The organism is Microthrixaceae bacterium (assembly GCA_016702505.1).
Classification (GTDB): Bacteria; Actinomycetota; Acidimicrobiia; order Acidimicrobiales; family Iamiaceae; genus Aquihabitans.
Genome location: JADJDU010000007.1, coordinates 208,519 through 222,788 on the forward strand (window position 1 = coordinate 208,519; position 14,270 = coordinate 222,788).

The 14,270-nt window shown below is 65.7% G+C and carries 12 protein-coding genes; 3 read left to right on the top strand and 9 right to left on the bottom strand.

Translation table 11 applies throughout. From position 1 onward, the window contains the following. Positions 1 to 66: 66 nt before the first annotated feature. From IPG97_08240 to IPG97_08260, 5 genes are all read right to left on the bottom strand, one after another. Positions 67 to 1,113: a DUF2804 domain-containing protein gene (locus IPG97_08240; GenBank protein MBK6856521.1), complete on the bottom strand. Its 1,047-nt coding sequence runs from the start codon at positions 1,111 to 1,113 to the stop codon at positions 67 to 69. A gap of 90 nt (positions 1,114 to 1,203) precedes the next feature. Then, positions 1,204 to 2,139, bottom strand: a complete 936-nt coding sequence (locus tag IPG97_08245; protein MBK6856522.1) for an alpha/beta hydrolase — start codon at positions 2,137 to 2,139, stop codon at positions 1,204 to 1,206. 39 nt (positions 2,140 to 2,178) lie between these two features. After that, complete coding sequence (locus IPG97_08250; GenBank protein MBK6856523.1) at positions 2,179 to 2,844, bottom strand: DNA-3-methyladenine glycosylase I; 666 nt, start codon at positions 2,842 to 2,844, stop codon at positions 2,179 to 2,181. Between the two features lies 1 nt (position 2,845). Next, entirely contained in the window at positions 2,846 to 3,526 is a 681-nt protein-coding gene (locus IPG97_08255) for an alpha-ketoglutarate-dependent dioxygenase AlkB (protein ID MBK6856524.1), read from the bottom strand. A gap of 98 nt (positions 3,527 to 3,624) precedes the next feature. Next, complete coding sequence (locus tag IPG97_08260; protein ID MBK6856525.1) at positions 3,625 to 4,983, bottom strand: diguanylate cyclase; 1,359 nt, start codon at positions 4,981 to 4,983, stop codon at positions 3,625 to 3,627. Positions 4,984 to 5,068: 85 nt separating this feature from the next. Here IPG97_08260 and IPG97_08265 point away from each other — a divergent pair, with 85 nt between their 5' ends. Both IPG97_08265 and IPG97_08270 read left to right on the top strand, forming a co-directional pair. Next, positions 5,069 to 6,262, top strand: a complete 1,194-nt coding sequence (locus tag IPG97_08265) for a mandelate racemase/muconate lactonizing enzyme family protein (GenBank protein ID MBK6856526.1) — start codon at positions 5,069 to 5,071, stop codon at positions 6,260 to 6,262. A 43-nt stretch (positions 6,263 to 6,305) separates the two neighbouring features. Beyond that, positions 6,306 to 7,934, top strand: coding sequence for an amidohydrolase (locus IPG97_08270; GenBank protein MBK6856527.1), 1,629 nt, complete (start codon positions 6,306 to 6,308; stop codon positions 7,932 to 7,934). 112 nt (positions 7,935 to 8,046) lie between these two features. Here IPG97_08270 and IPG97_08275 read toward each other — a convergent pair whose 3' ends face one another. The 4 genes from IPG97_08275 to IPG97_08290 form a co-directional block, all read right to left on the bottom strand. Then, the gene (locus IPG97_08275; protein MBK6856528.1) at positions 8,047 to 8,796 is read right to left on the bottom strand and encodes an FkbM family methyltransferase; all 750 of its coding nucleotides are present in this window, start codon (positions 8,794 to 8,796) and stop codon (positions 8,047 to 8,049) included. A gap of 162 nt (positions 8,797 to 8,958) precedes the next feature. After that, entirely contained in the window at positions 8,959 to 11,079 is a 2,121-nt protein-coding gene (locus IPG97_08280; GenBank protein MBK6856529.1) for an EAL domain-containing protein, read from the bottom strand. 27 nt (positions 11,080 to 11,106) lie between these two features. Next, positions 11,107 to 11,526 carry a hypothetical protein gene (locus IPG97_08285; GenBank protein ID MBK6856530.1) on the bottom strand — a complete coding sequence of 140 codons (420 nt, stop codon included), beginning with the start codon at positions 11,524 to 11,526 and terminating at the stop codon, positions 11,107 to 11,109. Continuing rightward, positions 11,523 to 12,512, bottom strand: coding sequence for an ATP-binding protein (locus IPG97_08290; GenBank protein MBK6856531.1), 990 nt, complete (start codon positions 12,510 to 12,512; stop codon positions 11,523 to 11,525). Before IPG97_08290 ends, IPG97_08285 begins: the two co-directional genes overlap by 4 nt. A gap of 336 nt (positions 12,513 to 12,848) precedes the next feature. Here IPG97_08290 and nhaA point away from each other — a divergent pair, with 336 nt between their 5' ends. Then, entirely contained in the window at positions 12,849 to 14,255 is a 1,407-nt protein-coding gene (gene nhaA, locus IPG97_08295) for a Na+/H+ antiporter NhaA (GenBank protein ID MBK6856532.1), read from the top strand. The last annotated feature ends 15 nt before the right edge of the window (positions 14,256 to 14,270 follow it).

Below are 14,270 nucleotides of genomic sequence, written 5' to 3' on the forward strand. Positions count from 1 at the left end.
ACCGCCAGGACCGGCTCAGGGAACCTTCGACCCGATCTTCTCCCGGCATTCAACGTGGCCCGCCGGTCACCACGTCATGTGAACCTCTTCGGCCCATCCCAAGATCCCCTCGACTGGCACCGCGGTCCCGTCGTCGGTGACGACCGTGCCCGTCCAGTGACCGAAACACTGGTGGGTCTCGGTTCCGAGCACACCGATGGAGGCCTTGGCCCGCTTCTCGTAGAACGGCTGGAAGGTGAGATCGACACGATCCGAACGCGGTGTGGAGACCTGCCACTCACCGGTCCAGTCCGTGGGGTCATAGACCCAGATCAGTTCCTCGGAGATCTTGTGCAAGCGACCGTCGACGCACAACGCGTTCTCGGTCAGCCCGGTGCCGCTGGTCCACTTTCCACCGAACTGGAGCCCCACGACATGCCCGCCCGAAAGGCCCGATGCCGCACCCCAGTTCCACAGCACCCGATGAGGCCAGCGTCCGCGGCCGAAGTCGAGGCACCCGAACGAGTTGTTGTCGGCGCCGAAGCGGTACCCCTTGCCGCCCACCACCACCGTCCCGGAGGCTGGGCGCGTGTTGTGCTTGGAGGTGAACTGGAAGCGACGTTGGGACCATGGGATCACGACGCTGAGCGTCTCGTGCCCGTCGGGCAAGGCCACCACCACGTCGACCTCGATGCGATCTCCGCCCCGGGCGCGACCTCTGGCGACGAGCCGGGTCCCCTCGGGTTCTTCGGTTATTGCCATGGTCAGGCCCGGTCCCCGGAACGACATGTCGCCGCCGACCGAGTCGGGCAACTTCACCCCCACCGAAGCCGGGGTGGCCATCTCGATGGTCGACGCGTCGAGCGTCTCGAGGTCCAAGAACCAGACGTTGAGGATGGCAACGAAGTCGATGGAGCTATAGGTGATGGCCAGGACATGGGTGTCAGCGGTGACGCACCAGTAGTCCCATCTCTTGTTGCGTCCCCATCCGTTCAGCGTGCAGTCGTGCAGCGGGACGCGTGACCATCCGACGGCTTGAGGGTTGAGGGTGCCGTCGGCACGGCACAACGTCACCGGGTGGGTGATCTCCCGTTCGGTGCAGGCACCGGGGTCCACAGTGGAGTTCGAAGGCATCGGCGCCAACCTACCGATCGACGGGAAGCAACGCCGCCGGCCAGGCGACCCAGGGCCCTACACCCCCGATCCGGTCCGAAACGATGTCGATCACGTGGCCGTGAGTTCGGCTGTCGAATGGAGGTCGGCGGTGAGGAACGCGGTGATGAGGGGGTTGACCCGTTCGGGAGCCTCGACGTGGAGGAAGTGACCCACGCCATCGAGCGTCTCGGCCCGGGAGCCCGAGATCGGCAGATGATCCCCCGCCGATGCGGCCACGTCGGCACCGACGCAGCCGTCGTCGGCACCGTGGAGGTAGAGAACCGGGACCGAAGGCGCTGTCATCCACCCGGCCTGGGGCGCATCTAGGTCAGAGCTCTTGAGTCCGTCTCCGAGGGTGGCCCGGTAGTAGCCGAGGGCGGCGGTGAGGTTGGCCGGATCCCCGAGCGACTGCTTGACGGCGGGAAGGTCACCCGATGGATCATGACCCGGAGACCAGTCGGCCCACAGCCGGTCGATGAAGGCCAGGTCATCGGAGGCAACGACACCGTCGGCCAACGGACTCTGGAAGAAGAACATGTACCAGCTCCGCCGCAGCTGGTCATAGGAGGTGAAACCGGTGAACATCGCCCCCGCGGGCGGTACAGCCATGGCCACGGCCCGGTTCCAACGGTCCGGCTCCCAACCGACGGCGGCGTAGGTGGCCATCGCCCCCCAGTCGTGCCCGACGATCACGGCCCGGTCGTCGCCACCCAACGCTTGGTGCAGCCGGCTGGCATCACGGGCCAACGCTCCAACCTGGTAGAGCCCGTCGACGGGGACCGATGTCGGGGCGTATCCCCGCAGCCACGGGGCCACCGGCCGGAACCCGGCGTCGGTCAGGGCTGGGATGAGGTACCGCCATGTCTGAGCAGAATCGGGGAAGCCGTGGAGCAACAAGGCCAGGGGTGCCGCGGGGTCCGCCCGCGGGTCGGTGAGCCAGGCGACGTCGAGGTCGCCCAGGTCTGTCCGCTCGACGGTCAGATCGACTGAAGGGTTCGAGTTCATCGGGGCGGGACCGTAGATCGATCGGGTCCTGGCTGCCCGTCAATCATCTGTGGTTCCGGTCGCTGGGTGGTCCTCGGTCTCAGGATTGGCCCCACGACCCCGGCGATGACAGGCGAGGAGATGGGTGTCGACCATCCCGATCGCTTCGGTCAACGCGAAGGCCGATGTCGGGCCGATGAAGCGGAACCCGCGTCTCTTGAGATCTCGAGCGAGGGCTTCGGAGCCGACGGTGCGGGTGGGGACGTCTCCGGCCACCACCGGCCGCGGGGAATCCTCGGGCCGATGGGACCAGATCAGGCGATCCAGACCCCCATCGGCTCGCAACTCGAGGACGGCCTGAGCATTGGAGCGGGTGGCTTCGATCTTGGCCCGGTTGCGAATGATGTCGCCTCGGCCCAGGATCGCCTCCAGGTCAGCGTCGGAGAAGGCGGCCACTGCGTCGGGGTCGAAGTCGGCGAAGGCATCCCGAAACGCTTCACGTTTGGCCAACACGATGGCCCACGAGAGCCCGGCCTGAAATCCTTCGAGTGATACCCGCTCGAACAGGCCCTGTTCGCCACGCACGATCCGGCCCCATTCGTGGTCGTGGTAGTGGCGCAGCAGGGGTGATGCCACGGCCCACGGGCATCGGGCCAGGCCGTCGTCGCCGATGACGACCCCCCCTGCAACCCTGGTCGGATCGTTCGAATCGGCGGGGCCGCTCACGTCAGTCTCCACCGATCGAGTCCCGGCCCGCTCCCAATCCCGTCACCCGCAGGGTGATGTTGAGACGTCCCCGGTCTAGGCCGGTGGCAGGATCTCCAGTCCCGGGGATGGTCTTCAACACCCCGTGGTAGGCCAGTCGAGTGGCTCCGCCGAACACGAACGCATCGCCTCCGGCGAGCTGCACATCGACGTAGGGCTTGTTCCTGTTCTCGGTGTTGCCGAACCGAAAGACACAGGCATCACCGACGCTGAAGCTGACCACCGGAGCATCGGTGAGCTCATCGTGGTCCTGGTGCATGCCGAGCTTGGCGTGATCGTCATAGAAGTTCACCAGCGCGGCGTCGGGTCGATAGTCGTCACCACGCCCCTGCCCGTAGGCGGCGTCGACTGCTCGTCGACCCAGTCCCACCAGCCAATCGGGCATCGGTGCGACCGGCGAGCCATCGGTGTCGACGGCCATCTGGACGTAGCGGTAGGGCACCCAGTGCCACCCGAGGCTCACCGTCTCGACCGACATGGTGCCCCCGTTCGGAAGGCGTATCCGTCGCATCGGGCCCGGAGGTCGCGCCCATTGCCGAGCCTCGCTCACCACCCGGCGTTGCGTCCCCATGTCGAGCCAGTCCGGAAGGTGTACGGCACCGGGAGCGATCTCTCGCACCACCCGAGGGAACAGCCCACCCATCGTCACCTCGACGTCGTCCCGGTTGAGGCGGCGAGCATACGGGCGAGCCGACCGATGGACATGGGTTCACGGTACCGAGGGGATGCCGCCCGGAACGATCAGGTCACCGTTGCGTCGCGCCAGGTTCCCTTGCCTGCTCGTTTGGCCTTGAGCAAAGCCCGGTCAGCGGCATCGACCAGGGCATCGGCGCTGCACTCACCGGGTCGGGCCAGGGCCACGCCGATGCTCGCTCCCACCGTGGCGGCCGCGACGCCGACATCGATGGGAGCAGCCATGACCGAGACGATCTGGGTTGCCATCTCGGCCAGCTCGTCCTCGCCGTGAACTCCCTGGACCACGATCGCGAACTCGTCACCACCTAGGCGAGCGAGGGCACCCCGAACCCCGAGTACTGCCTCCGAACGACTGGCCGCCGCCACCAGGACCCGGTCTCCGGCGCCGTGGCCGTGTTCGTCGTTGACCGCCTTGAACCGGTCCAGGTCTATGTAGAGCACACCGACCGGAGCCATCGAACTCTCATCGCTGACTACAAGAGCTTGCTCGACCAACTCGAAGAACCGGGCCCGGTTGACTAGCCCGGTGAGGGGGTCGTGGGTCGCGGCATGGCGCAAACCGTCGGCCACTCGGGCCCGCTCCAACACCAGTCCGCTGAGGCGTCCGAGGCGACCGAGAGTCATGGCCACGCTTTCGTCGTGGATCGACTCTTCGTTGCGCCTCCACAGAACCACACAGCCGATCGCCTCGCGGTCTCCGCCTTGGTCGACCGCAACCGGCCAGGCCCAGCACGCGACGTGTCCTCGTTCCTGTGCCTCGCGTCTCAGGTCCTCATCGCCAAGGTCCGCGACGTCGGCGCACACCGCCTCTCGTCGGATGCGGGCCACCTCCCAGGGCATGTCCGGGGGCGAGGGGACAGCGCTTTGCCGCCCACCGAGGGCAGGCGATGCCACCACCTTGGTGAAGCCGAAGGGCCCTGGGTCGTGAAAGATGGCGCCATCGGCGTCGAGCAACCCGCGAGACATGACCTCGGTCAGCAGGGCCAGGGTCGATGCCGGCGGATCGTCCCGAGCCAGAGCCTCCAGAACCTGGTCGAGCAACCACTGCTCGTCCCAGGGACGGATGTAAGCCAACAGCCCGCCGACGTGGGGATCGTCCAAAAGGGAGTTCGCCGTCACCTCGGCGATCATCGGTGTGCCGTCGTTGGCGATCACCTTGAAGATCATCGGGTGTTTGAGCCCACCCGAGGCCATGGCCGACATCACCGACTCGACTGCGATCGGGTTCCAGTCCACATCGATGAACTCGAGGATGCTGCGTCCTCGAACTTCCTCGAAGGAGTAGCCGAACATCTCCTCGGCGACCCGGTTCGCGAAGGTAACCCGAGCCTCGCCGTCGACGATCATCAACGCGGCCGGCGTGCACTCCACCACCCGTCGATAGAACTCAAGGTCGTCACTCACAGCCGAAGAGTACTGAAACGTTCAACCCACGCCGGGTCCAGCTGGACGGGGCGGGACCTCGGAGAACTGCGTACGTTTACGGCCCATGGTTGAACCATCTTCGGCTTGCCGCGCTGCGCCCATCACCAGGATCGAGTTGTTCGAACTGAGGGTTCCGCTTTCGGCGCTCGCCCGAGGTGCCATGGCGAAAAGCGACAACGGGCTCGGCATGGCGATTCCCACCGAGGAGTCGTGGGATGTAGCCGACTTCCTGTATTGCCGTCTCGTTGACGAGGACGGGTGCGAGGGGTGGGGCGAAGCCTATGTGTGGCTACCCGAGACCGGCGTGTCCCAGACCGAGATGGCCATGGCGATCCGTGACCACCTCGGCAAGTACGTGCTTGGAGCTCGCCCCACCGACGTGCAGGCGATGGCGGCTCGCTTCGACCGCAACGTCGCCCGCAACGAGGTGGCCAAGGGCTTGGTCGACATCGCCTGCCATGAGTTGGCGGCGCGCCAGATCGGCCGGCCCGTCCACGACCTCCTCGGCGGGGCCGTGGTGGATCGCATCCCCCTGTGTGGGCTACTTCCCCTGCTCGATCCCGAGACCACCGCCGAGTACGCCCGCGGCTATCAGGGCGGTGGCTACCGGTCGCTGCGCATCAAGCTCGGGACCAGCCCTCATCGAGATCGCGATGTCATCGCCGCGGTGCGCGACGCCTGTGGGCCTGATCTTCGGATCCGAGTCGACTACAACCAAGCCTATGACGTTCCCACCGCGGTGCGGGCGTTGTCGCTGATCGAACCGTTCGATATCGATGCCGCCGAGCAACCGCTGGCGGTAAGCGATCTGTTGGGAATGGTCGAGCTCCAACGCCGCACTCCGATTCCGGTCTTCCTCCACGAGGGCTTCTTCTCCTTGGCCGACGCGGTGGCTCTGATCGATGCCGGGGGCATGGGCGTGATCGGGGTCAACGCCGAGCGACCGGGCGGTGTCACCGGCGCGCTTCGAGCCATCGACTACGCCGCCGCCCGAGGTCTGGGCACGATCCTTCACAACCAGCCGCTCGGCATCGGTACGGCCGTGCAGGCCCACATCGCCGCGGCCCGCTTCGACCGACTGGGACACGACCCCGAGATCGCCGGCGACGTCATGTTCGATCATCACCTGACCACCACCCGCTACGAGGTGCGCGACGGCGAGATGCTCCTTCCCGGTGGTCCCGGTTGGGGTGTCACCGTCGACCGAGATGAGCTCGACCGCCACCTGATCGCCGACCCCACCGTGTGCACCCCGTGACGCTTCGCTCCCATGCGTTCCCGAGGCGACCATCGGTGAGACCATGAGCGACAACACCATCCCAACATCGGTTGGGTCCGAGGCTCGTGGACGGCCCACGTTGTTCCACCGAGCCCACGTCTTCATGCCGTCGCCCGCACCCCCCGGCCATGATTCGGTCGCGGTGGCCGATGGCCGGATCGTTGCGGTGGGGACTGCCGACTCCTGTCGGGGGCTGCTGCCCAGCGACGCCGTCGAGGTCGACATGTCCGGACGTTCCCTGGTACCCGGATTCGTCGACGCCCACGTCCACCCGATGATCATGAGCGTCTTCGAGCTCCACTTGCGCTTCGACGATGCCCGGTCGCTGTCCGATGTCCTCGATGCCGTGGCCGATGCCACCCGGCTCGGTGGGGAGAACGTGATCGGCTTTCAGCTCGATGACGCTCTGCTGGCCGAACGGAGGCTGCCCACCGCCGCCGAGCTGGACGCCGCCGGATCGGGCCGACCGGTGGTGCTCGTGCGTCGTGACGGTCACCACGCGGTGGCATCGTCGTCGGCACTCGAGGCATCGGGCCTGGCATCGACCGGCCGGGTCGTTCCCGGCGGCTACGTCGAACGCGGCCCCGACGGGACGCCGACCGGGCTGGTCGGCGAGAACGCGGTGGCAGATGTGTTGGCCCTCATGCCCGAGGTCACGATGGAGACCCTCGAAGCCGGGCGGACCCGCTGGACCGCCCGGATGGTCGCCCAAGGGGTGACGGCGATCAGCGCCATCTGCCAGACATCGCCCGAGGGTCCTTCTGGACCCGCGGGCGAGTTGGAGGCCGTCGGATGGTCGGACCTGGTGAGTCGGGTTCCCTTCGACGTCCAGACCATCCTCATCGCGGCTGGTCCCGCCGTGGTCGATGACTACCGGGGGATCGCCTCGCTGCACGATCCCGTAGCCGGGCGTCGGGTCGATGCCGTCAAGCTGTTCCTGGACGGCACGCTCGGAGGGGCATCGGCCTGCATGCACGCCCCGTTCGCCGATCGTGTCCACACCTCGGGCGTACGCACGCTTGGAGACGACGACGCCTACTCCCGTATGGAAGCCGCGCACCTGGCCGGGCTTCAGGTGTGCGTCCACGCCATTGGCGACAAGGCCAACCATGACGCGGCGATTCTGTTCGACCGTCTGCTCCGTCGCCATCCCGGATCTCACCGCCACCGGGTCGAGCACGCTTCGGTCCTCGACCACCGCACCATCGAGCTGTTCGCCGAGCACCAGATCACCTGTGTGGTGCAGCCGATCAACCTGCGGAGCGAGGCACATTGGCTGGCCCGGCGGCTCGGTCCCGATCGCTTGAACCGGGCCTATCCGTACCGGTCCTTGATCGAGGCGGGGGTGCCCGTGGCCGGATCCTCCGATGCCCCGATCGAGGAGACCGATGTAATCGCGGCGATGAGCGCGGCGGTTGATCGCAGAGGTCTGGCAGATGCCGAAGCCATCAGCCCGATCGAGGCTCTGGCCATGTACACCTCGGGCGGTAGCGCGGCTCGCCACACCGAGACGGAGTTGGGGTCCCTCGTGGCCGGCCGTCGTGCCGACCTGGTCGTGTTGAACGGCGATCTGTCATCCACTCCCCTCGACCACCTGGCCGTCGAGGCCACCTACATAGGTGGCGTTCGACAGAATCCTTCGGCCGGGTAATGCTCGGCCGCGGCAAGTACACCGGCCAACCCGGCGCCACCGCCCGTCAAACACCGGGAAGCTTCATCACCCAAGTCGATCCCGCTGACAGACAAGATGTCTCGGTACAGGTTCAGGTTCGGACGTAGACGTCGGAGAACAAGCCGAACCGGCTTACCTTCTCGAATCCGAGAGGGTCCAGCGTGTCAGCCACCACCGACGCCTCGACCGGGGTCATGTGATACGTCTCCAGAACCAGGACCCGCGGATTCCACCTAGCCCAATCGATCGATGTGAACACAGGGAAGTCCCGGCCTTCGAGGTCGATGTTGACCATGTCGACCTGCTCCAAGCCCGCTCTGCCGAGCAACTCCTCGAAGGTGATCACCTCTACTTCGACCGACCGCACGTGACTCTCGAGGTCGTCTGGCCATCCTTCTCCACCGATCGGGGCTCGTGTCCCTTGGTGGTCTGGATGCACCGGAATCTCCTTCCGAAGGTTCGAGGACAATTCACGGAGGCTGGAGATGGTCTCCAACAGGTGCGACTTGTCGAGACTTCCGATCGACTGCGTGATGTACTCGAACGCGCCGCTGTCGGGAGCCAGAAACCACATCGTCTCCGTACCAGCTTGGTCCGAGATCGCTACCTGCTCGCAGCGCACGTCAGGCAGGACGCCGTAGTTGGCTACAAGTCGCTCATAGATGTAAGGCACAGGTTCTGCGGCAACACCGCGCGCTCGAAGCCGCTGAGCAAGAGGGAAGATCGGGTCGGAAGCAACCCCATCGGATGCTCCGACGTTGGCAAAGGTGAACCCAGGGTGCAGCCGATCTCCAATCGCCTCGACCATCCGCTCGACATCGTCCTCGAAGCTGTATTCCACGGATCGCAATACTCGCGCGACACCGTGGTCTTCAGCGTGAGTATCTAACCAGGGCCATATTTGACCTATCGACAGACTCCATAGGCACCAGACCTTCCGCTCCTACGCGGCCACTGTTGTGGTGGATCAGATGACCTGCAATCAGGCCTGTGGGCCCGGCCGTCAGGCCAATAACTCCTCGGCAGGAACCGGGCGGGCGAACAGGTAGCCCTGGGCCAGGTCACAACCAAGGTCCCGCAAGGCGTCGAGTTGCTCGGTGACCTCCACACCTTCGGCTACCACCGACAGCCCGAGTGAGTGGCCCAACTGGCACATGCCACCCACCAGCGCATGGTCGGGCCCGAGACCGTCATCGGCGTCGTCCGCCACCAGACCATCGATGAAGGTCTTGTCGATCTTCAAGCAGTCAACCGGGAGCCGGCGCAGGTAGGAGAACGACGAATAGCCGGTGCCGAAGTCGTCGACCGCTATCTGGATCCCGAGGTCCTTGAGCGAGCCGAGTGTCCTCACGGTGGCGTCCAGGTCGGCCATCAGAGCGCTCTCGGTAACCTCGACGTGAAGCCGCTCTCCGCTCAAGCCCGCGGTAGCGAGGGCGCCAGCAACATCGGACACCACGGCAGGGTCGGCTAGCTGGCGAACCGAGAGGTTGACGCTCACGAACGCGTCGGTCACCGCCAGACCAGACCACGCATTGCAAGCCAACCCCATCACGATCCGTCCGATCGGCACGATCAGGCCCGTGTCCTCGGCTTCTCCGATGAACTCGATCGGCGACAACAGCCCCCGGGTCGGGTGACGCCACCGGACCAGAGCCTCGGCCCCCACCATCTCGGTGCCGAGGGACGCGGTGCTGACTATCTGTTGGTAGAGGACCTCGAACTCCTGCTCATCGATCGCTCGCCGAAGCCCAACCTGTCGTTCGTGGCGGGCGACCACCGTCGACCGCAACTCGTCGTCGAAGACTTCAAGCCTTCCCCGACCACGTGCCTTTGCCTTGTACATCGCCGCGTCGGCATTTCTGATGAGGTCCTCAGGAGTCGAGACGTGAGTTGTCGAAAGGGCCACACCGATACTGGCGTCTATGTAGACCTCACCGGCACCTTCGCCCGGCTCCCCGAACTGAAGTGCGAACGGCGTGTCGAAGGCGGCCAGCACATGTTCAGCCAGGGCCCGGGCGCTCGCCTCATCCCCATGGGTGGTGCTCAAGATCACGAACTCGTCACCGCCGAACCGGGCGATCATCTCGGCGTCTGCCACGGTGGAACGGAGGCGGGAGGCGACGCTGACCAGCAAGCGATCGCCGGTGGCGTGGCCTTGGCTGTCGTTCACCACCTTGAACTGGTCGAGGTCGATGAACAACACGGCCAGACCCGAACCTGTCACGCTGGCCGATGCCAGTCCGACGTCTATGCAGTCGATCAGCAAGGTTCGGTTTGGTAGCCCGGTCAGGGGATCGTGGGTCGCCTGATGCTCAAGCCTGCGCTCGCTCTCACGCAATGCCCGGTCCGCCATCACCCGTTCGGTCATGTCACGGATGTTGGCGACGATCCCCGAAACGGCCGGGTCATCGAGGCAGTTGGTGAAGGTGCACTCGATCCAGCGGTACCCACCGTCGGCGTGGCGCATCCGTGCTTCGAAGCGAGACGACGCACCCGGGGTGATGGCCACCTTCAGGAACTGGTGCTGAACCTCGGGGAGATCGTCGGGGTGAACCAGATCGCGGCGAACCCCCTCGATGAACTCTTCGTTGGTGAGACCGAGCGGCCTCCCCCCGTTGACGCTGAACCACGTGACCTCACCGCCGGCGTCGAATACCGCGGTGGATCCGTCGGCGTTCTCGAGCAACGCATCGAGCCAGCGTTCGGAGTTGCGTAGCTCGGTCTCGGCTTTGTGTCGTTCGTCGATGTCGTGGAGGTGACACGCCATGCCCATGACGTGGGGATCGTCGACCAGGTTGTGCAGGGCGACCTTGAACCAGCGCCAACCCTCGACCTTGTGTCGCAATCGGCAGTCGACGACAGAGGACGACCCTGGCTCGACTGAAGCCTCCCGCCATGCTGACACCGCTCCGGGAAGGTCATCGGGATGGACCAGGTCGGCCGCGACCAGGGTGGCGTACTCGTCGATGTCATACCCCAACACCCATTGGGCCGCGGAGCTGACAGAGCGGATCTCGCCGTTGGTGCCGATGACGGTGAAGAACTCAGAGGAGAGACGAGCGAGACTGGCCCACATCTCGGCATCGCCAGACTGGTCCGGACCGGGAGCGTCTCGCCCGATCACTGGCACCCCCTTCCCGGATGCCCTCCCCTAGTGGCACCTAGGGGGCCAGGCTACCAATCTCCGCCTCGACGCGCATCGGATGGCACGCTCGTGATCACTGGCTGGCGCTGCCTCCCCGAAATGGTGAGCTAGTGCGGTGAGGTCGCCGGGTGCCACAAGTTCGTAGGCCTCGCCGACAGATCTGTGCATCCTGACGCGGCGCGAGGTTCTCAACTCGTCGTAGAGAGCGGCTCGCACCACCGCATGGCTGAACTGGTAGCGATCTGGCCCGGCCTCCTCGACGAGGCGCGCGTCGAGGGCTTCGTCCAGGGCGTCGAGCACCTCGACCTCAGAACGGCCGATGGCACTGACGAGAACGTCGAGACGGAAGTCACGGCCAATGACCGACGCCCAGCCAGCTACCTCGTTGGCCCCGATCGACAGCGTGGATAGTCGCCGGCCGATCACGTCGCGAACCCCTTCAGGCAGCTTGTCGGTTGCTGCTCCCTCCGTGAGCCGCCAGCGGCCACCAACTCGTCGCACTGCCCCGCTCTCAACCAAGTGCCGGAGCACCTCACCAACAAACAACGGGTTGCCAGATGTCTCGGCGTGCACAACCGCAGCCAGCTCCGGGCGGCGCAGTCGAGATCGTGCCCGGCTGTCTCGACGACGAACTCCTCGACCTCCTCCGGCACCAGACCAGCCAGAGCGAGCCGCTCCACACCCGGCTCCCGTCGGAGGTCCGCTACAAGATCGGCCAGCGGGTGCGTTCGGTCGACGTCGGTATCGCGATATGTGCCGACGATCAGGAGGGGAGCCTCCGACGTCCTGCGCAGGACATGACGCAGCAACAGCAACGTCGGCCTAGATGCCCAATGCAGGTCATCGAGCAGCAACACCGTGCCCGCGCTCCCGCCGATCGAAGTCAGCAGGGATGCCATCGCCTCGAACAGAGCGAAGCGTTCACTCCCCGGATCACTGACGATCGGAGGATCGAGACGAGGGACTACCTCGCCGAGTCGGCTGCAAAGGCGCAACAACTCCCCAGGCTGCGCGCCCAAGCGATCAGCCAGCCCCCCGGTTGCGGTCGTCGCCAGTTGATCGAGGACCTCAGCGAATGGCTGGAAAGGAACCGCGAGGTCTTCATCGCAGCGGCCGTAGAGCACGAATGCACCCTTCTCGTAGGCCGCTTGGGCTGCCTCCGCCGCGAGTCGGGTCTTACCGATGCCAGGCTCGCCAGCCACAAGTACTGCGCATCGCCGCCCGCTCGATGAGGTCTGCCACCGCTCCTCGAGCATGGTCAGCTGATCGCGGCGACCGGCAAAACCATCGGAGGCGGCATGCCCGAGCAGCCTCGGGAATGGGACCGCCAACGCCACTGCTGAGGGCACTGGATCTTCTGCTGCGAGCTGCTCGGATGGCCGCAGCTCCCAGACGTGCTCCGGGCGCGCCATACCCCTGAGCTCTTGTTCACCCCGCGACACCAACTCAACGTCGGACCCGAGGGTTCGTCAAGGGGGCCCGTCCCGATCTCCCAGCCGGTCCAGACAACAACGTCGGCGTCGGTCGAAGCCGTGGATCCTGGGTGATCATCCGACGTTCAAGTTCCTTCGACATGTCGCCCGGATCGACATCCAACTCGTCCAAGAGAAGCGAGCGGGCTCGCTGGAATGCCCTCAGAGCATCCTGAACATCAGTCGACAACGGACCTTCAGGTATTCTTACGACAAGAGGTGAGCCGGGAAGCCTGGTCGGCGTCTTGTTGACGCGCTTCCCACCAGAGGATTCACATGCCCCTCCACGCTGAGCATGATGACCTGACCGCCCCGTGGGCAGAGTCCGAGCGGCTGGTTCCCCGGGTGTTGGCACAGCCCGTCCAACAGTTCCTCCACACCGAGGCTGCGGGTGGCGTGGTGCTTTTGATAGCTGCCGTCGCGGCAGTGGCGTGGGCGAGTTCGCCGTGGGCATCGTCCTACGACCATCTGTGGTCAGCCGAGCTGACGGTCGGCACCCCGGGGGTGCACCTGACCGAGAGCCTTCGGCACTGGGTCAACGACCTGGCAATGGCGTTGTTCTTCTTCGTGGCTGGCCTCGAGATCAAACGGGAGCTGGTCCATGGCGATCTTCGAGAGGTCCGCACCGCGATCCTGCCGATCATGTGCGCCATCGGCGGAATGGTCATCCCCGCGCTGACCTTTCTTGCGTTCAACGCCGGCGGGCCTGGCGCCTCGGGGTGGGGTGTCCCCATGGCGACCGACATCGCATTCTCGATTGGCGTCCTAGCGCTCATCGGGCGGCGGACCCCGGCTTCGCTGAAGGTGTTCCTCCTCACCCTTGCCATCGTCGATGACATCGGTGCCATCGTTGTCATCGCTGTCTTCTACAGCCACGGAGTGTCTCCTCTCTGGCTGGCCGTGGCCGCCGCGATAGTGGGCGCGATCGCGGCGCTGAGCCGAGTCGGGGTCCGGTCTCTCGCCCCTTACGGAGTGCTTGCCGCCGCTCTTTGGCTCGTTACCCTCGAATCGGGGGTACACGCCACGATTGCGGGAGTCATCCTCGGGCTTCTCACACCCGCCCGTCCGTTGCAACGACCCGGTGCTGTTGCCGAAGCAGCCGCGGAACGCCTGCGAGCCCGACACCTTCTCGACCGCGTGGAGGACGAGTACGACGAGACTTCGATGCTCGAGGTTTCGTCGTTCACAGCCCAAGCCGTGTCCCCCGTCGATCGATTTCAGCGCCGTCTGCACCCCTACACCTCGTTCGTGGTCCTACCGCTTTTTGCGCTGGCCAACGCGGGCGTCGATCTCACGCCGGACGGGGCCGGGATCTCGTTGACGACCCCGGTGGCGCTCGGGATCGTCGTCGGCCTGGTCCTTGGCAAACCTCTCGGCATCCTGCTTTCGGCGCTGGTGGCGACCCGGTTCCTCAAAGCCTCGCTGCCGGCCCGTGCCGGGTGGGTCGATCTCGCCGGTGTTGGGATGCTCGCCGGGATCGGGTTCACGGTTTCACTGTTCATCACCCAACTCGCGTTCGCCCCCGACCTCCAGGCCGACGCCACCATTGCCGTCCTCGCAGCATCGGTTCTGGCTGGCGTGGCGGGCACGGTTCTCCTCGCGTTTCGAGGCAGTCGACCGCGTCCCACCGAGGCCGCCACCAGATCTGATCCGAGCAGCAACGCCACGGACACCCTGATATGACCGAGCCAGAACTGA

Bases quoted from the DNA above. Each gene is read 5' to 3' on its own strand.
- IPG97_08240 (MBK6856521.1), bottom strand. From the start codon at position 1,113: ATGCCTTCGAACTCCACTGTGGACCCCGGTGCCTGCACCGAACGGGAG.
- IPG97_08245 (MBK6856522.1), bottom strand. From the start codon at position 2,139: ATGAACTCGAACCCTTCAGTCGATCTGACCGTCGAGCGGACAGACCTG.
- IPG97_08255 (MBK6856524.1), bottom strand. From the start codon at position 3,526: ATGGGTGGGCTGTTCCCTCGGGTGGTGCGAGAGATCGCTCCCGGTGCC.
- IPG97_08265 (MBK6856526.1), top strand. From the start codon at position 5,069: ATGGTTGAACCATCTTCGGCTTGCCGCGCTGCGCCCATCACCAGGATC.
- IPG97_08270 (MBK6856527.1), top strand. From the start codon at position 6,306: ATGAGCGACAACACCATCCCAACATCGGTTGGGTCCGAGGCTCGTGGA.
- IPG97_08290 (MBK6856531.1), bottom strand. From the start codon at position 12,512: ATGGCGCGCCCGGAGCACGTCTGGGAGCTGCGGCCATCCGAGCAGCTC.
- nhaA (MBK6856532.1), top strand. From the start codon at position 12,849: ATGCCCCTCCACGCTGAGCATGATGACCTGACCGCCCCGTGGGCAGAG.